This window comes from Bacillus sp. JZ39 (assembly GCF_053903145.1).
On sequence record NZ_CP096389.1, the window covers coordinates 1778549 to 1802700 of the forward strand.

The 24152-nt window shown below is 46.4% G+C and carries 2 protein-coding genes (1 of these 2 cut by a window edge); both read left to right on the plus strand.

The annotated features are described in order from the left end of the window. A protein-coding gene (pksL, locus tag M1D65_RS09170; protein WP_456270847.1) for a polyketide synthase PksL crosses the window boundary here: on the plus strand, positions 1-11332 show its 3' portion. The gene continues 2285 nt to the left of window position 1, outside the view; only the last 11332 of its 13617 coding nucleotides appear in the window; the start codon falls outside the window, past its left edge; it ends in the stop codon at positions 11330-11332. 15 nt (positions 11333-11347) lie between these two features. Then, a complete protein-coding gene (pksM, locus tag M1D65_RS09175) occupies positions 11348-24136 on the plus strand; it encodes a polyketide synthase PksM (RefSeq protein ID WP_456270848.1) in 12789 nt (4262 codons plus the stop codon). The last annotated feature ends 16 nt before the right edge of the window (positions 24137-24152 follow it).

Genomic DNA, 24152 nt, shown 5'->3' on the forward strand with positions numbered 1-24152 from the left:
GTTCCGCCAATACACGCAGGATCGGCAGTTCTGTTCAATCGGTTCTGTAAAGTCAAACATTGGGCACGCCGAATCCGCCGCGGGGATCAGCGGTTTAAGCAAGGTTGTCCTTCAGCTTCACCATCAAAAACTTGTGCCTTCTTTGCATTCGGAAGAACTGAATCCTTACGTTGATTTTGAAAAGTCTCCATTTTATGTACAGCATAAAACAGAAACGTGGAAGCAGCCTGTTATCAAGGAGAATGGGGAAGAGGTCCCTTATCCGCGGCGGGCTGGTATCAGTTCCTTCGGAGCAACTGGTTCAAACGCACATATTATCCTTGAGGAATATATTCCTCAAGCAGCGGAGCAGGACGTTTCTTTGTCCTCAGATTCTGACATATCCGCAGTTATTCCGCTTTCTGCCCGTAATCAAGAACGTCTCCGTGTATATGCAAAACGTCTCTTGGATTTTCTTCATGATGGGATTCAGATTAAAGATTTGGCGTATACATTGCAGGTAGGCCGTGAACCGATGGAAGAACGGGTTTCTTTCTTAGCATCCGGAATTCAAGAATTGAGCGACCAATTGAAGGCTTTTATAGAAGGACGAAAAACCATTCAGCATTGCTGGAAGGGCCGCGTGTCAAGAGGAAGCGAACCATCGCGTCCCGCCGAATCGGTACATAAATTGCTGGAGCAAAGAAAACTCGATCAAATTGCGGAGCAGTGGGCGAACGGATCTGTGGTTGACTGGAAGCTGCTTTACGACGGAAACAAACCAAAGCGGATCAGCCTGCCGACTTACCCATTTGAGAGGGTGCGTTATTGGGTGCCGAAAGCGGAGAAAAAGACTGATCGTTTAAAGGAGGAGCGACACATCCTGCATCCTCTCCTGCATCAAAATGTGTCCGACATATCGGGTGTCCGCTTCCGTTCAGCGTTTACAGGACGTGAATTTTTCTTGAAGGATCATGTCATAAAGGGCGAACACGTTTTACCTGGCGCAGCTTTATTGGAGATGGTTCGGGCAGCTGTGGAAAGGGCAGCTGCGGATCAGTTCCCGACAGGATTCCGACTCCGGAATATCGTCTGGGTCCGGCCGTTCGCCGTCACGGAACAGCAGAAAGATATAGATGTACGTCTATATCCTGAGGAGAATGGTGAGATTACATTTGAAATCTGTCGGGACCCTGAAAGCGCAGAGGAGTCGCCGATTGTATATGGACAAGGGAGTGCAGTGCTTTGTGAGGCTGGTGAAAATCCGGTCATCAACATTGAAGAACTGAAGGCAGGCTATAATGGCCGGACGCTGTCACCTTTTGATTGCTACGAGGCTTATACAGAAATGGGTATTCATTATGGTGACAGCCACAGAGCGATCGACAGCCTATATGCCGGCGAAAACGGAGTTCTAGTGAAATTGACGATGCCTCCTGTAATCTCTGATACAGAAGACCATTATATTCTGCATCCGAGCATGATAGATTCGGCATTTCAAGCATCTATCGGTTTGAGGCTGGGAGGAGCTACGAGTTTAGAAGACAGAAAGGCAATGCTGCCTTTTGCCATACAGGATGTCCAAATCTTCAAAGGCTGCGAGGCATCTATGTGGGCGCGGATCACATATAGCGAGGGCAGTACAGCTGGGGATCGTATGCAGAAGCTTGATATCGATTTATGCAATGAAGAGGGGCAGGTTTGCGTGCGATTGACGGGCTATTCTGCAAGAGTGTTAGAAACAGATCAAGAAGGTCCTTCTGAAGCGACTGACACGCTATTGTTCGAACATATTTGGGAAGAACGTGCTGCAGAGAGGCAAGAGCTCATAGAGTACGACACACATAAAATCGTTGTCTGTGATGTTGGAGAACAAATGGAAAGCCTCCAAAATCATCTTGACTGTACAGTTCTGCAGCATGATACAGAGACAATTGATGAACGGTTTGAAGGTTATGCCATACAGTTATTTGAAGAAATCAAACAGCTAATGCACTCAAAAACAGGAGGACATACATTCATTCAAGTGGCGGTGCCTGCGTTGGACGAGCCTCAGCTATTAAGCGGCTTAACTGGATTGCTCAAAACGGCTGAACTGGAAAATCCAAAACTGACAGGACAGTTGATCGAAATAGAAACCGGGATGTCAGCTGGTGACCTATTCGAAATATTGGAGGAAAACAGACGCTATCCGCGTGACACGCATATCCGCCACTGGCAAGGGAAGCGATTTGTAAGCAAGTGGAAAGAAGTGTCTGGTGAGCACCTAAGTGCTGACATGCCATGGAAGGATAAAGGCGTGTATCTGATCACAGGCGGTGCGGGCGGTCTTGGATTCATCTTTGCAACTGAAATTGCAAACCAAACGAATGATGCGGTTGTGATCCTGACAGGACGCTCTCCGCTTGATGAAAGGAAGAAGAAGAAGCTTAAAGCCTTACAGAAACTTGGCATCCAAGCGATTTACAGACAAGCTGATCTGGCTGACAAACAAACGGTTGATGCCTTATTAAAAGAAACCCAAAACGTTTATGGAGACTTAGATGGCATCATTCACAGCGCCGGTTTAATAAAAGATAATTTCATTATAAAGAAAAAGAAAGAAGAGGTTCAAACCGTTCTTGCTCCAAAGGTAGCAGGACTGATTCACCTTGACGAAGCAACGAAAGATATTCCGCTCGATTTCTTTATCCTTTTTTCCTCAGGTGCCGGAGTAGTAGGAAGCGCGGGACAGGCTGATTACGCAATGGCCAATGCATTTATGAATGCATTCAGCGAATATCGCAATGGCCAAGCAGAGCTGCACAAGCGTTACGGAAAAACTCTTTCAGTGTGCTGGCCGCTGTGGAAAGACGGGGGCATGCAAATTGATGCGGAAACTGCAAGGATGCTGAAAAGAGAAACAGGCATGGTGGCCATGGAAACAGATCGTGGGATTCAGGCGCTATATCATGGCTGGACGTCAGGGAACCCGCAAGTGTTAGTTGCTTCCGGTGTTACTGATCGGATTCGTGCATTTTTACATGAAACGGGACATGGCAAAGGCCAATCTCACAATATCAAAAAAAGCAGTCTCAATCAGGAGGCAGAAAAAGCAGACATCATCGGGGAAATTGATGAAGAGATACTAAGAGAAAAAGCGGAGAACTATTTTAAACAGGTGCTTTCTTCGGTGATTAAGCTGCCAGCTGGCCAGATTGATGCTGAAGCTCCTCTCGAGGATTACGGGATCGATTCTATCATGATCATGCATGTAACGGGTCAATTAGAAAAAGTATTCGGATCTTTGTCCAAGACGCTGTTCTTTGAATACCAGGATATTCGGTCATTAACCCGGTATTTTATTGATTCCCGCAGAGAAAAACTGCTGGACATCTTGGGATTTGAAACGGGAAAACCTTCTGTTGAAAGAAAATCAGAACCTGAAAAACAAGAAATCCCAGTTATCCCAAGAAAGTCTGGATTTCTTCCTTTGCAAGATAAAGAGCAGAAGCAGGTAAGAGAGAAGGAAACGGAAGAAATTGCGATCATCGGTATCTCAGGTCGCTATCCGCAGGCAGACAACATTGATGAATTATGGGAAAACCTGAGGGACGGGCGAGACTGTATTACGGAAATTCCTGCAGACCGCTGGGATCACAGTCTTTATTATGACGAAGATAAAGACAAGCCTGGAAAAACCTACAGCAAGTGGGGCGGCTTCATGAAGGATGTAGACAAGTTTGACCCGCAGTTTTTCCATATTTCGCCGCGTGAGGCAAAATTAATGGACCCGCAAGAGCGTTTATTTTTGCAGTGCGTGTATGAAACGATGGAAGACGCAGGCTATACAAGAGAGCACCTCGGCCGTAAGCGTGATGCTGAGCTTGGCGGAAGCGTCGGTGTTTACGTCGGTGTCATGTACGAAGAATATCAGCTGTACGGGGCACAAGAGCAGGTGCGGGGAAGGTCTCTGGCTTTAACGGGAAATCCATCATCCATCGCGAACCGGGTATCTTATTATTTTGATTTTCACGGACCGAGTATTGCATTAGACACCATGTGTTCTTCTTCTTTAACGGCTATCCACTTGGCCTGCCAAAGCCTGCAGCGCGGAGAGTGTGAGGCGGCATTCGCGGGCGGCGTGAATGTGTCAATCCATCCAAATAAATATTTGATGCTCGGGCAGAACAAATTTATGTCCAGCAAAGGCCGATGTGAAAGCTTCGGACAGGGCGGAGACGGCTATGTGCCGGGGGAAGGCGTTGGAGCAGTGCTTTTGAAGCCATTGTCTAAAGCAGTTGAAGATGGTGATCACATTTATGGAATCATTAAGGGGACAGCCATCAACCACGGGGGAAAAACAAACGGGTACTCAGTGCCCAATCCGAATGCCCAAGCAGATGTCATCAAAAAGGCGTTTGTGGAAGCGAAGGTTGATCCGCGGACAGTCAGTTACATCGAAGCCCACGGCACGGGAACCTCTCTCGGTGATCCTATTGAAATCACAGGGCTGTCCAAAGTGTTTACGCAAGAAACCGATGACAAACAATTTTGTGCAATAGGGTCAGCCAAATCAAATATCGGGCACTGTGAGAGTGCGGCAGGTATTGCAGGAGTAACGAAGGTATTGCTCCAAATGAAATACAGGCAGCTTGCGCCTTCCCTGCATTCAAACGTGCTGAACCCGAATATTGATTTCCTTAACTCGCCGTTTAAAGTACAGCAAGAGCTAGAAGAGTGGAGGAGGCCGATCATCAGTGTCAATGGCAAAGACATCGAATTACCGAGAATCGCAGGAGTCTCTTCATTTGGTGCCGGGGGTGTGAACGCCCATATTTTAATAGAAGAGTATGCTCCGGAACCTGTGGAGGAACGTTTACCAGCGAGGAAACAGCCGGCTGTCATTGTGCTCTCAGCAAAAAATGAGGAAAGACTTCAGAAACGCGCGAAGCGATTGCTGCATGCCATTCGTGAACAAACATATGTTGAAGCAGATTTACACCGAATTGCCTATACGCTGCAAGTCGGCCGGGAAGCGATGAACGAACGGCTGGCGTTCGTTGCGGAAACGATGCAGGAGCTTGAAGAAAAGCTGTATGAATGTATCTCCGGAACAGAAAATCGTGAATATGTCTATCGCGGACAAGTAAAGAGCAACAAAGAAGCCATTGCTGCTTTTGCTGCTGATGAGGATATGTCAAAAACAATTGAGGCATGGCTGCAAAAAGGCAAATATGCGAAGGTTTTAGACCTATGGGTAAGAGGTTTGCGCATCGACTGGAGCACGCTATATCAGGATCAAAAACCGCGGCGCATCAGTTTACCTGTCTATCCTTTCGCAAGAGATCGCTATTGGATAGACGTACATGCAATGGCTGAGGAAAAAAGAACGGAGGAGCCATTCGCTCCGGTACAGCCCGTCCTTCCAAAGCCGTCTGTAGCCAGAGAAGCCAGCGGCAAGCCTGCCAATATTACGTTACAGCCTTTAATGACCAATCAGGATCGTTTAGAGCGTGTTCCATCAGATACAGAAACAGAGACGATCACGGCGGAAGCCTTGTGCGATGAACTGACAGCGGGCTTAGCGGAAGTGCTGTACATGGACCAAAACGAGATTGATCCAGACGAAGCATTCATAGATATCGGTATGGACTCGATTACCGGGCTCGAATGGATAAAAGCAATAAATAAACAGTATGGCACATCACTAAATGTCACAAAGGTATATGATTATCCGACAACACGTGATTTCGCTGTTTACTTAGCACACGAGTTAAGCACACAAGCTGGGGAGAAAAAACAAACGGAGACGTACACGCCGATCAGACAAAAAACAGCGGTACCTGCTGCTAAACCGGCTAATATATCTCTGCAGCCGTTAGAACATCATCAGCCAGTGCAAGAGGAAGCTGAAGAAACGATTCAATATGCAGCGGCAGAAATATCTGCATCAAGACAATATACTGTAGCAATTGAAACGCTGCATGAAAACTTGAGGGAAAGCATAGCAGACGTGTTATACATGGAGCCATACGAGGTGGATATTGACGAAGCGTTCATAGATATCGGAATGGACTCGATTACCGGACTCGAATGGATAAAAGCGGTGAACAAGCAATACGGAACGTCTTTTACGGTAACCAGAGTATATGATTATCCAACGATAGGTGATTTTGCCGAAATGCTAAAGTCCGAGCTTGGAACTCATCTTGATAGAAAGATAGAGCATACTGACTCTTTCGAAGCAGCCCAGCAAAAGCCAGCAGCATCATCTAATCCAAAGCCGGCAGAACGGCCCCTTCAGCCTGTTCAACATCCAAAAAAGAAAGAACATGTGAAGAAAACGGTTCCTGTTCATCAAGACCGCCCGGAGGATGCGATAGCGATTGTCGGGATGTCGGGAAGATACCCGGGCGCTCGTAATGTAAGAGAGTACTGGGATAACCTGGTTCATGCGAGAAATGCCATTCGGGACATTCCAACATCACGGTGGGATGTAGACAAATACTATGATCCTGTCCTCAACAAAAAAGGGAAAGTCTACTGCAAATCAATGGGGATGCTGGATGATATTGAACATTTTGATCCGTTGTTTTTTAATATTCCGCCGTCAGAAGCGGAACTGATGGACCCGCAGCATCGAATCTTTTTGCAGGAAGGCTATAAAGCCTTTGAGGATGCCGGATATAATGCCCGAACATTAAATGAGAAAAAATGCGGCGTTTATCTTGGGATTATGAGCAATGAATATGGAGTTATGCTGAATCGGCAGGCAAGAGCAAATGCCACCGGGAACAGCTTTGCGATCGCTGCGGCGCGTATTCCGTATTTTCTTAATTTAAAAGGGCCAGCGATTCCTATTGATACCGCATGTTCATCTTCATTGGTCGGCACACATTTAGCGCGCCAGGCACTTATAAACAAAGAAATTGATATGGCGCTGGTCGGCGGGGTCAGCTTATACCTGACGCCGGAATCTTACATGAGTATGTGTGAGGCCGGCATGCTTTCACCTGATGGACAATGTAAAGCATTTGACAATAGCGCGAATGGTTTTGTGCCCGGCGAGGGTGCGGGTGCGCTGGTTCTGAAAAGGCTGAAAGATGCGGAAGCGGACCGTGACCATATTTATGGCATTATCATTGGCTCGGGTATTAATCAGGACGGGAAAACAAACGGAATCACGGCACCGAGTGCGAAAAGCCAAATGGATCTGGAAAGAGACATATATGAAACATACGGTATACATCCTGAGAGTATCAGTTATGTCGAGATGCACGGCACAGGAACAAAACAAGGCGATCCAATTGAATTAGAAGCTCTGGCCACCGTATTTCAAGAAAAAACAGACAAAAAGCAGTTTTGCGCAATCGGTTCCGTCAAAAGCAATATTGGCCATACATCCGCGGCGGCAGGAGTAGCCGGGGTTCAAAAAGTGTTATTGTGCATGAATCATAAAACACTTGTGCCGACATTGAACTTCACGACACCGAATGAGCATTTTGAATTTGAGCATTCTCCTTTATACGTTAATACGGAGCTTAAGCCTTGGGAAACGGGTGATGGAAAACCGCGGAGAGCATGTGTGAGCTCCTTCGGATATAGCGGAACGAATGCCCATATTGTGATAGAGGAATATCAGCCTGACAAGAGGAACGATCGATTAACAAAGCAGCACCGCTCAGCATTATTTGTACTCTCAGCGAAAAAAGAGAAGCAATTGAAGGCCTATGCGGAAGCAATGAAAGATTTCGTAACTTCCAATGAAGATATCGATCTGGAGGATATGGCATACACACTTCAGACGGGCCGGGAAGCAATGGATTATCGCATGGCGTTTTTGGCGGATTCGAGAGAAATGCTGATCAAAGCTTTAGATGATTATTTGGCTGAAATGCCGAACGGCAGCATATTTGCTGCTCACGTGAAAACGAAGAAGAGCGAAATCAAGCTGTTTGAAACGGATCATGATGCCAAAGCATTGCTGCAAACATGGATAGAGAAAAAAAGGCTGGAGAAAGTAGCAGAGCTATGGGTGAAAGGGCTGCAGATAGATTGGAACAAGCTTTATGGGGAATACACGCCTCGCCGAATCAGCCTGCCTGCTTATCCGTTCGCGGAAGAGTATTACTGGCTGCCAACTCAAGAAGGTGAACCCGAAACCATTGCTACAGCTCTGCCTCAATCCGAACTGATGCCAAAGCGCTGCTTTCTGCGTAAACAGTGGCAGCCTTGTCCGATTGAACCGGCAGAAATGACGAATCAAACCGTCGCCATTTTGGCAAATGAGGAGACAATGGCATTAGCGGAAGAGCTTTCGACGTATTTCTCGAAATACCGTATATTTGACAGTCAAGAGCTGGAGCGGGTATCTGCTGCTTACTATGAACACGTTGCTGGAGCAATCGATCTGATCGGATGCGGAACGAGCCACGAGCAGTCTTTGGGCTGGATAAACTGGCTCCAAAAGCTGATCGAGCAAGGACGTACAAGCAAGCATCATTTGACGATCTTGGGTGTAACAAAGGGGCTGGAGGCCTATGCAAATGACGCTGTTCATTTGTCTGGTGCTTCGCGGGCCGGTTTATACCGCATGCTTCAAAGCGAGTACAGCCACCTTACTTCAAGACATGCAGATATGGAATGCGAAGCCTCTCATGAGGAGCTGGCCGGACTGATTGCAGCGGAGTTTTATGCCAAGAGCACAGAAGCAGAAGTCTGTTATCGAAACGGTCAGCGATATCGCGCATATTTGGCAGAGCAGCCAGCAGAAGCCGCTCTTAGTCATAAGCAAGTATCGTTTTCAACAGACAAAGTCCTGCTTATTACAGGCGGGACAAGAGGTCTCGGCTTGCTGTGTGCGCGGCATTTTGTGAAAACATACGGCGTTAAGCGGCTGGTCCTTATCGGCCGTGAAGAGCTTCCGCCGCGTGACCAGTGGAATTCGGTAAAAATGGCCTCGTTTGCCGAGAAAATAAAAGCCGTTCAAGAGCTAGAAGACATGGGTGCGCAAGTTCAGGTGCTGTCTCTGGATCTCACAGACAGGGTTGCTGTCGAACAGAGCCTGAAGACAATACACGAAACAATGGGGGCGATTGGCGGAGTCATCCATTGTGCCGGGATGGTGAACAAACAAAACCCGGCTTTTATCAGAAAATCACTAGAAGAGATCGGACAGGTGCTTGAACCGAAAGTTGAAGGTCTGCAAACGTTGTTTGACCTGCTTCAGGATGAACCATTGGCGTTTTTCACCTTGTTTTCATCAGTATCAGCGGCCATCCCTGCACTAGCAGCAGGACAAGCTGATTACGCGATGGCAAATGCTTTTATGGATTATTTTGCGGAGGCTCATCAAGATAAATGTCCCATTGTAAGCATTCAGTGGCCTAACTGGAAGGAGACCGGTTTAGGCGAGGTTCGAAGCAAAGCTTTAGAACAAACTGGATTGATCAGTTTGACAAACGACGAGGGATTACAGCTGCTTGACCAGATTCTATCAGACAGACAGTATGCTGTCGTGCTGCCGGCAGTACCAGATACAAACGTTTGGAAGCCGGATAAGCTAATGAAGCCGTCACTGCCTGTCGAAGCTCTCTCGCATCCTGAGACGAAAGAGCAAACCGGCACTCGCAACCTGTTCCCTGAAACAGTCGACTGGCTCGTAACTCTTTTTTCAGATGAACTGAAAATAGCTGCAGAAGACTTTGAAACGGATGAACCTTTCCAAGAATACGGAATCGACTCGATTATATTGGCCCAGCTGGTACAGCAGATGAACCAACAATTAAATGGAGATATTGATCCGTCAATTTTGTTTGAATACCCGACAATAGAATCCTTTGCACACTGGCTCATTTCGAAATATGACATATCAGCTGTTTTACAGCCATCTGTTCCTGAGAAACAGACACCTCTCAAGCCGCAATCAGCAATGAAACAGAAGCTGGTGCCAGAACAGCGGCCGCAACAGATAAGCCATGAAAAAACGGCACTTCTTGCTGAGGACATCGCTATCATCGGTCTTAGTTGCAGGTTCCCAGGAGCAGAAACCTTAGAGGAATACTGGGAACTAATACGTGATGGACGGTCTGCGATTGTGCCTGTTCCGCCTGAACGATTCGGGAACTCCAGCTCAAATTACGCGGGCCTCATTGATGAAATGAACCAATTTGATCATGATTTCTTCATGATGTCCGAAAACGATGTCAGAGCGATGGACCCTCAAGCTTTGGCTGTATTGGAGGAAAGCTTGAAGCTGTGGTATCACGCCGGTTATACAGAGAAAGAAGTGAAAGGCATGAGGGCTGGTGTTTATATAGGAGGCCGCAGCCAGCACAAGCCTGATCCGGTCAGTCTTTCAAAAGCAAGAAATCCGATAGTCGCTGGCGGACAAAACTATTTAGCAGCTAACATTTCACAATTTTTTGACTTGAAGGGACCGAGTATTGTCCTGGATACCGCTTGTTCCTCTGCGCTGGTGGGGCTGAATATGGCCATTCAGGCTCTGCGAAGCGGAGATATTGAGGCAGCGGTTGTAGGCGGCGTCAGTTTGCTTGATGCTGATGCGCATCGAATGTTTTATGAGCGCGGACTTTTATGTGACAAACCGTCATTCCATATTTTTGATAAGCGGGCAGACGGTGTCATTTTAGGAGAAGGCGTGGGCATGGTTCTCGTCAAAACCGTCAGCCAAGCGGTTGAAGACGGAGATTCCATATATGCAGTCATTAAAGCCGCTGCGATTAATAATGACGGAAGAACGGCTGGCCCATCATCTCCGAATCTCGAGGCACAAAAGGACGTCATGCTGTCAGCGCTTGAAAAAAGCGGCAAAAAGACTGAAGAGATCAGCTATCTCGAAGCGAACGGATCGGGGTCGGCAGTAACAGATTTACTTGAATTAAAGGCAATCCAGTCCATTTACCGTTCTGAATCAAAGGCTCCGTTAGGGCTGGGATCGGTGAAACCTAACATCGGCCATCCATTATGTGCAGAGGGGATTGCGAGCCTGATTAAAGTAGCTTTAATGCTGAAGCATAGACAATTGGTTCCGTTCCTGTCAGGTAATGAAAATATGCCGTATTTTGATATAGAAAAAACAGATTTGTATTTCAGCAGATCGCAAGCCGAGTGGAAGGAGACAACGCCGGCTGCGGCAATTAATTGTTTTGCAGATGGCGGAACGAACGCCCATCTCATTATAGAAGGCTGGAAAGACTCGGCTGAGCGTCCAATTAGAAGAAAACCTCTGCCTTTACCGGAATTAAATAGGCAGCCCGTTTTAATCAAACCATCAGCTCAAAACGTGCAGAAAAAAGTGCATTCAGACACAGGGGCTTCAAAAGATATGTTTTGGAAAACTTTCAAATAAGAGAGGAGTGGGAAAATGATAACTGAACAACTGCACATTTCATTAAATAATCCAATCATGTCCAACCACAAGGTATATGGACAAGCGTTATTACCCGGCCTTGCTTATATAGATTTAATCTACCAAGTATTCCAGGAACATGGTTATGCATACCAAGAGCTTGAATTAAAAAACCTGACCATTTTTTATCCTTTGATTGCAGATGAGTCATATGACATTGCCCTGACCATTCATGTGTCTGAAAGAAAGGAAGGGACATGGTCCATCATCATCGACGGACAAAAACAGCATGGAGAATCACTATCTGACAAGAGACAATATGTGACTGCTGACATGCATCGTAAAGAGCAAACTTCTTTTGCCGAATCAATAGACCTTAATCAGTGGAAAAGTACAGCTGATAGGATTCTGAATTTAGATGAAATCTATGAACAATGCCGTTCTCAGGAGTTAGTGCATACCGGCATGATGAAGGCAAAAGGGCGGATTTATGAGGCCAAAGAGGGGGCTGTAATTGATTTAGCAGTCGGACAGGAAGCGTTGCGTCATTCTGAAGCTTTTCTGTTTCATCCGACGCTTATTGACGGCAGTGGCATAGGTTCAAGCTGCCTGATCTCAGATCAAACGATGTACCTGCCATTGTATTATGAATCGTTTTCTGCTTCAGAACGATTGCAAAAAGGATGTACAGCACGGATCCTCTCCTCATCTGTGCGCCAAAAGAAAGAACTCACTTATATGACGATTGAATATTTTAATTCAGCAGGACAAAAAGTGGCCGAGCTGAAACAATTTGCAGGCAAGTCTGTACGGAATATGTCAGCATTTCATTCTGCAAAAGAAATTCAAGAAGAAAGAGCTGCTGTCTCTCAGAACATCAGTCGGGACTATCCCGCATTTGAAATGTATTTGCGTCAGCTGCTTGCTAAGCAGCTTGAAAGGCCGGCAGAACAAATGGATATCCACGCTGGGTACTATGAGCTTGGTCTGGATTCTCCGTCATTGCTTACCGTGGTTCAGGAAATTGGAGATAAGGTTGGAGCGGATCTTGCTCCGACACTGCTGTTTGAATTTACAACAATTGCAGAACTAGCTGCTCATCTTGCTGATCACTATTCAATTGGAGAGGCGGACGATGCTGTCCGCCAATCTCCTTCACCAATTGATGGTGTTACCTCTTCACCAGAGATCGGGGAGGACATAGCCATTATCGGAATGGCGGGACGCTATCCTAAGGCGAAAAATATACAGGAATTTTGGGAACAGCTTAAAGCGGGTACCGACTGCATCACAGAGATTCCAAACTCACGCTGGGAATGGAAAGAAAACAATGGACTGGATTCACCTTCGGGCAAGCCATTGTCAAAATGGGGCGGGTTTATCGAGGATGCTGATTGTTTTGATCCTCAATTTTTCAGAATCTCTCCGCGTGAAGCGGAAATGATGGACCCTCAGGAACGGTTATTTTTAGAGACGTGCTGGGAAGCTATTGAAGATGCGGGTTATACACCAGAGACAATTGCTTCACCGCAGGGAGAAAATAAAAGACAGCATGTCGGTGTGTTTGCCGGCGTTATGCATAAGGACTATTCCCTTATAGGAGCTGAAGCTCTATCAGAACACAATCCATTTCCTTTATCGCTGAATTATGCGCAAATCGCCAACAGGGTCTCTTACTATTGTAATTTCCACGGCCCAAGCATGGCGGTGGACACGGTCTGCTCTTCCTCATTAACTGCGGTTCATCTGGCAATAGAGAGCATCAGGAATGGAGAATGCGAGGCCGCGCTTGCCGGAGGCGTCAATTTGTCACTGCATCCGGCTAAATATATCAGCTATGGCAGTGTAGGGATGCACTCAAGTGACGGCTATTGCCATACTTTCGGCAAAGGCGGGGATGGCTACGTATCTGGAGAAGGTGTCGGCACAGTATTGCTAAAACCGCTGCGAAAAGCTGAACAGGACGGTGACCGAATCTATGCTGTCATCAAAGGCAGTGCGATAAATCATGTAGGGAAAGTAAGCGGAATTACAGTACCGAGCCCAGTAGCTCAAGCTGATGTAATCGAAGCGTGTCTAGAAAAAACAGGAATTGATCCGCGCACCATCAGCTATGTTGAAGCCCATGGCACTGGCACCTCATTGGGAGATCCGATTGAAATACAGGGGTTAGTAAAAGCTTTCAGCCGCAATACGCAGGACAAGCAATTCTGTTCAATCGGTTCAGTGAAATCGAATATTGGCCATGCTGAAGCTGCAGCCGGCATTAGCGGCTTAACGAAGACTGTCCTGCAGTTGCATCATAAAACCTTGGTGCCCTCATTACATTCAGAAGAGCTGAATCCTTATTTGAAGCTCGATCAAACCCCATTTTTTGTCCAGCATGAAACAAAGGAATGGGAGCAGCCATCTTTTACAGAAAACGGGGTGGACGTCACATATCCCCGCCGTGCCGGTTTAAGTTCGTTTGGCGCTTCAGGCTCAAATGCGCATCTTATTTTGGAAGAATATATTCCGGCAGAGAGCCATTCAGAGACGATTTTAACGAAAAATGAAGAAATAGTGATACCTTTGTCTGCGAGAAACAAAGATCGTCTGCAGGCTTACGCTCTTAAACTTCTTGATTTTCTTAGCGAGGACGTCAATCTTTTAGCGTTAGCTTATACCATGCAGGCAGGGCGGGTTGAAATGGAGGAGCGTGCGGCCTTCATCGTAAAAGACATAAAAGATTTAACGGCTAAACTTCGGGCGTTTGCCAATGGAGAAGAAGAGATCGAGGGCTGCTGGACCGGACAAGCCAAGGAGAATCAGGAGGCGGCTGGGCCGACATCGGTAAATGCGCTGAATAACCATTTGATAAAAGACAGCGAAATGATGGAAATGGCGAAAGCATGGGTTCAAGGAAAGCGGGTCACCTGGGACGATCTATACGGCGATCGCAAGCCGCTTAAGATCAGTGTTCCGACCTATCCGTTTGCAAGGGAGCGCTACTGGATCCCGGTTCCTGAAATGAAAACCAGCACTGTGAATCATATCTTACATCCGCTGGTGCACCGCAATACATCAGACTTTACTGAGCAGCGCTTTAGCTCTGTATTTACAGGCACGGAATTTTTCCTTTCAGATCATGTTGTACAGGGACAGAAGATTTTGCCGGGCGTTGCCTATTTAGAAATGGCAAGGGAAGCAGCGGAAAAAGCTGCAGGCGATCTGGACAGCGAACAAAGAGTGGTGTCGCTTAAAGACATTGTGTGGGTGCGTCCTATCACGATAGAAAGTGAACCAAAAGAAATACATATTGGCCTTTTTCCTGAGGATAACGGGGACATTTCCTTTGACATTTATAGCAGCTCTGAACATAAAGAAGAAGCCCTGACGATACACTGCCAAGGCCGCGCTGTCATTTCAGATGAAGCGGACACTTCCATTTTAAACCTTTCATCAATACAGACAGAATGCAGTTTGGACACAGTGACGTCAGAACAATGCTATGCAGCGTTTCGAAAGATTGGGCTTGACTATGGAGAGGGCTATCAAGGGATTGAAAAAGTCTATGTCGGCAAAGATCAATTGCTTGCAAAAATCTCGTTACCCGCTTTTCTAAAAAACGACAAGCAGCATTTTACGCTCCACCCGAGTTTGATGGATTCCGCGTTCCATGCCACGGTCGGTTTTATCGTTAGCTCAGTCAATGCCACTGGACAAGCTCAGACGCTGTCTCTTCCATTTGCGTTGCAGGAGGTTGATATTTTCAGCCCATGTCCAGAGAATATATGGTCTTATATTCGATATAGTTCAGACAGTAAAGCGGAGGACAAAGTCAGAAAGTATGATATTGATTTATGTGATGAGAACGGACACGTTTGTGTGCGAATGAAGGGTGCCTTGATGCGGGCACTTGATGGAGAGCGGCATTCAAGGTCTCATCTAGTAACTGATTCTCAGCTGACCGGGCATACGATGATGATCCCCGTCTGGGAACCAGTCTCTCTAGAAGCGGAGGATAATGCTTCGTTTGCTGGTACACGAGCTGTTTTATGCGGTGCTGCTGAAGCTGATCGGGCATTCATAAAGCATCATTATCCGCAAGTTTCCTTTATCGATATCCGGCCTGCAGATGACATTGAGGGAATAGCGGTCAAACTGCGAGCGTACGGAAGCATTGACCATGTATTGTGGATTGCCCCGTCACACCGGGGAAGTATAGGTAGTGATGGACAAGGAGAAGCTGTTCTTCACTTATTTAAGCTTGTGAAAGCATGCCTGCAATTAGGCTATGGCGAGAAACAACTTGAATGGTCTCTTGTGACCGTCCAAGCACAGCCGGTTACGCAACATGAGGCAGTACAACCCGCTCATGCAAGCATTCATGGGCTTGCCGGCACAATGGCAAAGGAATATCCACACTGGAAAATCCGTCTTCTCGATCTTGAAAAAGGCTGCACATGGCCGGTAAATCACATGTTTGCGCTCCCAGCTGACCGCCTTGGCCATGCTTGGGCCTATCGTAATCAGCAATGGCATCAGCAGCAATTGATCCCATATCGGCACTCACTGTCAGGCGACACGCTATATCGGAAAGGCGGAGTCTATGTGGTCATCGGAGGAGCCGGGTATATCGGAGAGGCGTGGAGTGAGTACATGATCCGCCGCTACCAGGCGCAAATCGTTTGGATTGGGCGAAGTCAACTTAATGCTGCCATCCAGTCAAAAATAGACCGACTTTCGGCGCTTGGCCCTGAGCCTTTCTACATTGCAGCCGATGCAGCTGATAAGCATTCATTGCAGCAGGCTTATGATCAAGTGAAAATGCGCCATCCTCATATTCACGGGATTGTTCACTCTGCGATGGTTTTATTTGAGCAAAGCCTGGAAAAAATGAAGCCGGAAGAATTCACCGCTGGACTGGCGGCGAAGATCGATGTCAGTATTCGGTTGGCCCAAGTGTTCCGCCAGGAGAATGTAGATTTTGTTTTATTCTTCTCTTCGCTTGTAGCCCATATCAAAAATGTGAAGCAAAGCCATTATGCCTCTGGCTGTACATTTGCAGATGCTTTTGCTCACCAGCTTTCTCAGAGCTGGGCATGCCCTGTAAAAGTCATGAACTGGGGATATTGGGGGAATAGTGAAGCGGCTGAGGATGAACATTATGTACAACTCATGAATCAAATCGGCTTAGGTTTAATTGAGCCTGCGGAGGCTATGAAGGCGCTGGAAGCACTGCTTTCTGGGCCAGTCAGCCAAACAGCTTTCATTCATACGACAAAGCCTGTAGCAGTCGAAGGCGTGAATCAGAATGAATTCATCACTCTTTATCCAGAGCAACCTTCAGCAGATGCAGAGAGCCTGATGGAGCGTCTGCCGACTACGGGACGATTTCAAAGAGTGACACATGAAGAGCTTGATGATCTTCTTTACAGGCTGTTGTTAGGACAGCTGCAAACAGCCGGGCTGTTTGATGGTTATACATTATCGGTTGAACGTCTTCAACAATATAAGACTCGTGAATTTTATGGAAAATGGATTCGGCAAAGCAGCGAATTTCTCTTGCAGCATGGCTATCTTAAGAAAGTTGGAGATTCATTGGTGAGGAAGGACCAAGCAGAGGATATCGAGCTGCTTTGGCAAGAATGGAATGCGAAAAAAGAAAAGTGGCTTAAAGACAGCGAGACAAAGGCGATGGTTGTCTTAGCAGAGGCCATGCTGAAAGCATTACCGGATATTTTGACAGGGAAAGTCCCTGCAACAGATATCATGTTCCCGCATTCCTCGATGGAACTGGTGGAAGGCATTTATAAGCATAACCAAGTGGCAGACTATTTTAATAAAGTGCTTGCCGATACATTATTAGCTTATCTGGATGAACGTCTGAAGCACGACCCTGAGGCATCGATTCGCATTATGGAAATAGGCGCAGGCACAGGCGGCACGAGTGCCGGAATCTTTGAAAAACTGAAACCATATCAAAAGCACATCAATGAATATTGCTATACAGATCTGTCTAAAGCATTTTTGCTGCATGCAGAAAAGGAATATGGGGCGGAAAATCCGTACCTGACATATCAGCTTTTTGATGTGGAAAAACCGATTGACCAGCAGGAATTTGAAGCGGGAGGCTATGATGTCGTTATTGCCGCTAATGTCCTTCACGCAACAAAAAATATCCGTCAAACACTGCGGCGTACAAAAGCGGTAATGAAAAACAACGGAATGCTGCTGCTGAATGAAATGGCGGGAAACAGCCTGTTCCCTCACATCACCTTTGGTCTTTTGGAAGGCTGGTGGCTGTATGAAGATCCTGCAGTGCGGATTCCCGGCTGTCCAGGCTTACATCCTGACAGCTGGAAAGCGGCACTTGAAAGCGAAGGCTTTGAATCTGTCTTTTTCCCGGCCGAGGCGGCACATGATCTGAGTCACCAAATCGTCGCAGCCTCAAGCAACGGGCTGGTTCGCCGTATGATGAAAAATGTGATCTTGCCGGAGAAGGTTGTTTCACAAGCGTCTAATCAGGAGCCAGCCTACATTCATACCATAGATTCAGAGGAAGCTGGACAATCAAAACATGCTCTCCTAAGAGAAAAAAGCACAGAATATATGAAAAAACTAATCGGGGAAACGTTGAAAATTCCTGCAAGCAAAATTGAGTCATCTGAACCGCTTGAAAAGTACGGGATTGATTCTATCGTTGTTGTCCAGCTGACGAATACATTGCGCAAAGAATTTGACCATGTAAGCAGCACTTTATTTTTCGAGTACCAGACCATTGACGCATTAGTGGATCATTTCATCAAAACAAAAACAGAAGCGCTGATGAAATTAACAGGTCTTGACCGTCAAGTTCAACAACAGACACCGGCCGAAAGCAGAACCCAATCCTCACAGAAACCTGATCAGGCCGCTAAAAGAACACGGCGCTATCGCAAGCTTGGCTTCAGCGGGGAGAAAGAAACACCGACAAACACTCTTGCAAGCCGTGACGTTGCCATTATCGGCATTTCTGGACGCTATCCTCAGGCGGAAACAGCAGAAGACTTTTGGAACAACCTAATAGAAGGAAGAAATTGTATTGAGGAAATTCCGAAAGATCGCTGGGATTGGAAAGCTTATTACGATAAAGAAAAAGGAAAAGAAGGATCAATTTATACGAAATGGGGCGGATTTATCAAGGATATGGACAAGTTTGACCCATTATTCTTTCAGATTTCTCCGCTTGAGGCAGAAAGAATGGACCCTCAGGAGCGATTATTTCTGCAAACCGCTTATGCAAGTATTGAAGACGCGGGATACACGCCTGACTCGCTCTGTTCAAGCAGAAAAATCGGCGTCTTTGCCGGAGTCATGAACAAAAATTATCCGACCGGCTACGGCTATTGGTCTATCGCCAACAGAATATCCTATTTACTGAATTTCCAAGGCCCGAGTCTTGCAGTCGATACAGCCTGCTCATCCTCCCTGACAGCGATTCATTTAGCGCTGGAAAGCATCTATAGCGGATCGAGTGATTGTGCCATTGCCGGCGGTGTCAATTTAGTTGTCGACCCGGTTCACTATCAGAATTTATCTGTCATGAATATGCTCTCTGCTAGTGATACATGTAAATCATTCGGCGATGATGCAGATGGATTTGTCGACGGTGAAGGCGTAGGCGCCATTGTGTTAAAGCCGCTGCAGCAAGCAATAGCGGACGGTGACCATATTTACGGTGTGATAAAGGCAAGTGCCATTAATAGCGGAGGAAAAACAAATGGATACACGGTTCCAAATCCTCATGCACAGGCACAGGTAATTAAAGAAGCAATGGAGCGCGCCGACATTCCTGCCCGAACCATCAGTTATTTAGAGGCGCATGGAACAGGCACTGCATTAGGAGATCCGATTGAGATAGCGGGGTTAACAAAAGCATTTGAGAAAGATACGCAGGAGAAACAGTTTTGTGCGATCGGCTCCAGCAAATCAAATATCGGTCATTGTGAAAGTGCAGCCGGAATTGCAGGGCTGACAAAAATACTTTTTCAGTTTAAATATAGCCAAATTGCACCATCATTGCATGCTCAGCGGTTGAATCCGAACATCGAGTTCAGCCATACGCCATTTGTCGTTCAGCAGCAACTTGGTGAATGGAAACGCCCGGTGATTGGCGGGCAAGAGGTGCCTAGGCGCGCTGGCTTGAGCAGTTTTGGCGCCGGAGGGTCCAATGCCCATATCATCCTGGAAGAATATATTCCAAGAGCGGGGACGCAAACGCCGAAAGACCATCCTCCAGCGCTGATTGTGCTGTCGGCCAAAAACATGGAACGCTTGCAAGAAAAAGCGAAACAGCTGCTTACAGCCATCAAACAAAAAAGGTACCGCGAAACAGACCTGCTCAGGATTGCCTATACCTTGCAAACAGGCCGTGAAGCAATGGAGGAACGGCTGGCCTTTATAGCGGAATCACTAGAGGATCTTGAGAGAAAGCTGAACGATTTTATCGAAAACAAAGCAGACAGCCTGTATCTGGATCGCATCGATGATAACAAAAAAGCGTTAGCAGTCTTATCAGCGGATGAGGATACGGAAAAAATCATAGAAGCATGGATGAGCAAAGGGAAATACACGAAACTGCTGGATCTTTGGGTGAAAGGCTTGTCTTTCGACTGGGGCATGCTGTACGGCACCCAAACGCCTGTCCGGATCAGTCTTCCGGCATATCCATTTGCAAAAGAACGTTACTGGGCACCAGGCGCGGCAAAGGCTCCGGCGTCTATAGAACAGGATCATGATCAGCAAACAGAAGAACCTTTCAAGGTTATGACTTTTCAAGAAGTGTGGAAAGAAGAGCCGGCTACTCTCACATCGAAACGTATCAAAACGCTCATCTGTTTTCTGACTGAAAGAGAAAAGCAAAACGCATTTGCTTCAGCCCTGAAAAACGTTGATCAAGACACTAAGGTCATTTTTATATCACAGGGCGAAGTGTACAGCAAACAGTCTGAATATAGCTACCAGATTGTGCGGCAAGAACCCGTTACTTTAGAAAAGGCCTTCCAGAGCATTAAAGAAGAACTTGGAGAGCCAGATGCAATCCTCTATATGTGGCCTATGGAAGACAAGCGCTGTATAAAGGACCATTCCTGTATTGTTTACCTATTACAAGGTATGTCCGCAGCAAAGCTTCATCCTTCACGGCTGCTGCTGGCAGGATGTTTTGAAGATGGTCTTGACAGAAGCTATCTGGAATCATGGATTGGCTTCGAACGTTCACTCGGGCTTGTCCTTCCGCACACAAAAGTGACTGGAATCTTTCAGCCGGCGGAACAAGGATCGATGGATGATTGGACACGTAATATATGGGCAGAATTACAGGCTTCAGCTGAACAAACGGTTTTGTATCAGAATGCGAAACGATATGTAAATCACATTGAACAGACAACGATACAACCGGACGACAGCAAATTGAAGTCTGGCGGTACTTACCTGATTACAGGCGGTGTAGGAGGGCTTGGTTATTTATTTGCCAAGCATTTGGCCAAAAACTATGCCGCAAACCTGATTTTGACAGGGCGGTCGCCTTTTAATGATGAGAAGCAAAAGCAAATAAAAGAATTAAAGGATCTAGGCGGCGAAGCGATGTATGCAGAAGCCGATGTGTCTGATCCTATCGCAATGGGAGACTGCGTAAAGAGAGGGAAAGACCGATTCGGTGCCATCAACGGTGTCATTCATGCAGCCGGAATCGAAAGCGACTCTGCTATTTTTGACAAAAAGATCGAAAGCTTCCAGCGCATCATTGAACCGAAAATCAACGGCACGATAGCGCTTGATGAATGGCTTAAAAATGAAGTCCTTGATTTTATGTGTTATTTTTCTTCTTCTTCTGCGGTTTTAGGGGATTTTGGATGTTGTGATTATGCGATTGGCAACAGGTTTCAGATGGCTTACGCACAATACAGAAATGAGCTGCATAACGGTAAAACGTTTGTCATCAACTGGCCTGTATGGAAGGATGGCGGAATGAAGATCGGTGATGAAGAAACAACGGATATGTACCTGAAATCAAGCGGCCAACGCTTCCTAGAAGCCGAGGAAGGCATCCGTATGTTTGAGCACATCCTAGCTCAGCAGGATGCTCAGCATCTCGTCATAGCCGGTCAGCCCAGCCGTGTCAGCCGATTTTTAGGAATGACTGAACCAGCTATTCCAGAACCGGCCACTCAAGCCCCTCTAGCGCAAGAAAACAAGGATGAGGTAAAAAAGTTAAGCGTTGAAAAGCGTTTAGAACACGACTTGAAAGAGCATATTCACACATTGCTTAAGATTTCAAAGGACAAGCTGAATTTGAACAAAAATTGGGCCGACTTCGGATTTGATTCAATCTATTTGGCTAAATTTTCGAATGTGTTATCAAAGCATTTCAACATCGAAGTGACACCGGCTTTATTTTTCGGCTATTCGACTTTACAAGAATTGATCGGCTTTTTCTTAACCGATCATAAAGAGCTGATTGAAGCATTTTACCGGGATGATGCATCAGAAGCGCAAAAGCCCCCTGAAGCTTATGCAGCAATTCCTGTAGCTTTAGAACCAGAAACCAGTAAAAAAAGCATTCGGCAGGTTCACGATGAGCCTATTGCCATTATCGGCATGAGCGGCAGGTTCCCTCAAGCTGATTCGGTCCATGAGCTGTGGGATAATCTGAAAAACGGTAAATCGTGTATCTCTGACATTCCGGGCGAACGCCGGGACTGGGGGAGAGCTAACAGAGATCCAGAAAAAGCAGTGCCAAGGTGGGGTGCATTTTTGAAGGACATAGACCGGTTTGATCCGCTGTTTTTTCAAATATCGCCTAAAGAAGCCGAAAGCATGGATCCGCGCCAGCGCATTTTTCTAGAGGAAGCATGGCACACGTTTGAAGACGCCGGCTATATGGGAGATCGGATAAAAGGAAAATCCTGCGGTGTTTATGTAGGTGTGGAAGAAGGGGAATATGCGCACCTAACCGGAGATTCGGATTACATTAACGGAACACAAAACGCCACATTGTCTGCGAGAATCGCATACGCATTGGATTTAAAAGGGCCTAATATGGCTTTGACAGCAGCATGTTCATCTGGACTGGTAGCGATTCACCAGGCATGTTCAGCTCTGCGTCAGGGGGATTGTGAAATGGCTTTAGCCGGCGGCGTCAGCTTGAATATTTCTCACATGTCTTTTGAGGCGCTGACAAGGGCCGAAATGCTGTCTCCGAACGGACAATGCAAAGTGTTTGACCAGGATGCCAATGGTCTTGTGCCAGGTGAAGCGGTGGCTGCTGTTCTCTTGAAACCATTATCAAAGGCAATTGAAGATAAAGATCATATTTATGGCTGCATCAAAGCCAGCGGCGTGAATTACGATGGCAAAACCAACGGCATTACTGCGCCAAATCCTTTTAGCCAGGCAGAATTGATCGAAAACATTTATGAAAAAAATGAAATCAATCCGCTCGATATTCAATATGTGATGGCGCACAGTACCGGCTCGAATCTTGGTGATCCGCTTGAGGTCCAAGCGTTAACGAGCGTGTTCAGCAAATATACGAAGCAGAAGCAATTCTGTATGATCAGCTCAATTAAACCTTTAATCGGACATACATTTGCAGCGTCAGGAACGGTTGCTTTAATCAGTATGCTGATGGCTATGAAAAACCAGATCATTCCGGCCACTCATCACTGTGAATCGGAAAACCCGTATATTCCGTTTAAAGAAAGCCCATTTGTGCTTTGCAAAGAAAACCGTTCGTGGATCAGGAAAAATCAGAAGCCGAGGATGGGAACGATCAGCACGACTGGAATCAGCGGCACCAATGCACATGCAGTCATTGAAGAATACATTCCGGAAGATCAGCCGTCCACACAGCGGCATCAAGGGTCACCGCAGGTAATCATGCTTTCAGCCCAAAATGACGATCGGCTTCAGGATGCTGCCTGCCGCATGATTGCGTATCTGGAGCAGAATCATAACCTTTCTTTACCTGATATGGCATATACGCTTCAGGTTGGGAGAAAAGCCATGGAAGCAAGGCTCGCGATCGTTGCAAACAATCAGAAGCAATTGGTGCGAAAATTGAAGGAATATGTGGAAGCAATGAAGAATGGTGGGGTATCAGGCCAACAGAGATCCCTTTATACAGGATATACAGAAGGGATTTTAGAAGAACAAGATGAAGCAGTTCTGCAAGCTCTCGCAAAAGAAAGAAATTTGGAAAACATCGCGGAATGCTGGGTGAAAGGATATCAGATTCCTTGGGAACTCCTTCATGATGGCGATCACGTTCGGATGGTTTCTTTACCTGGTTATCCATTTGCAAGGGAACGGTATTGGATTTCGTCAGGCACTCAGCAATCAGAGGCCGTTAAACAGCATTCACAAGATATGAAAACAGAGATTGACGAGCCGAATGGCAAAACCCATATTCAAAAGATCATTGTTCAATTTTTAGCACGAGAATTGGGCATATCTGAGGATCGAATCAATTTCAAAAGAAACTTCCTGGATTATGGGATGGATTCAATTCTTGGCCGAAAATTGATGCGGCATATCGAAAAAACCACGCAGCTGAAGATGGCCGGCCGGGACATCCTTGAATGTCAGACAGTCCAAGCTCTATCTGACCATTTGGCCTTAAAAGCGGAAAAACAAAATCATAGCGCAGCAGCACATCACATAAAGGGCACGTATACAGACGAGCAAATCATCGGATTGATGCAAGAGGTGGCGCTAGGGAAATTGGATTTTAAGAGTGTGCAAAACATCATAGAAGGGAGTAAATCGTATGAATCATAAAGAAATTCTCGATGCC

What these genes read in the sequence shown, in the direction of transcription:
- pksM (WP_456270848.1), top strand. Translation starts at nt 11,348, where the DNA reads ATGATAACTGAACAACTGCACATTTCATTAAATAATCCAATCATGTCC.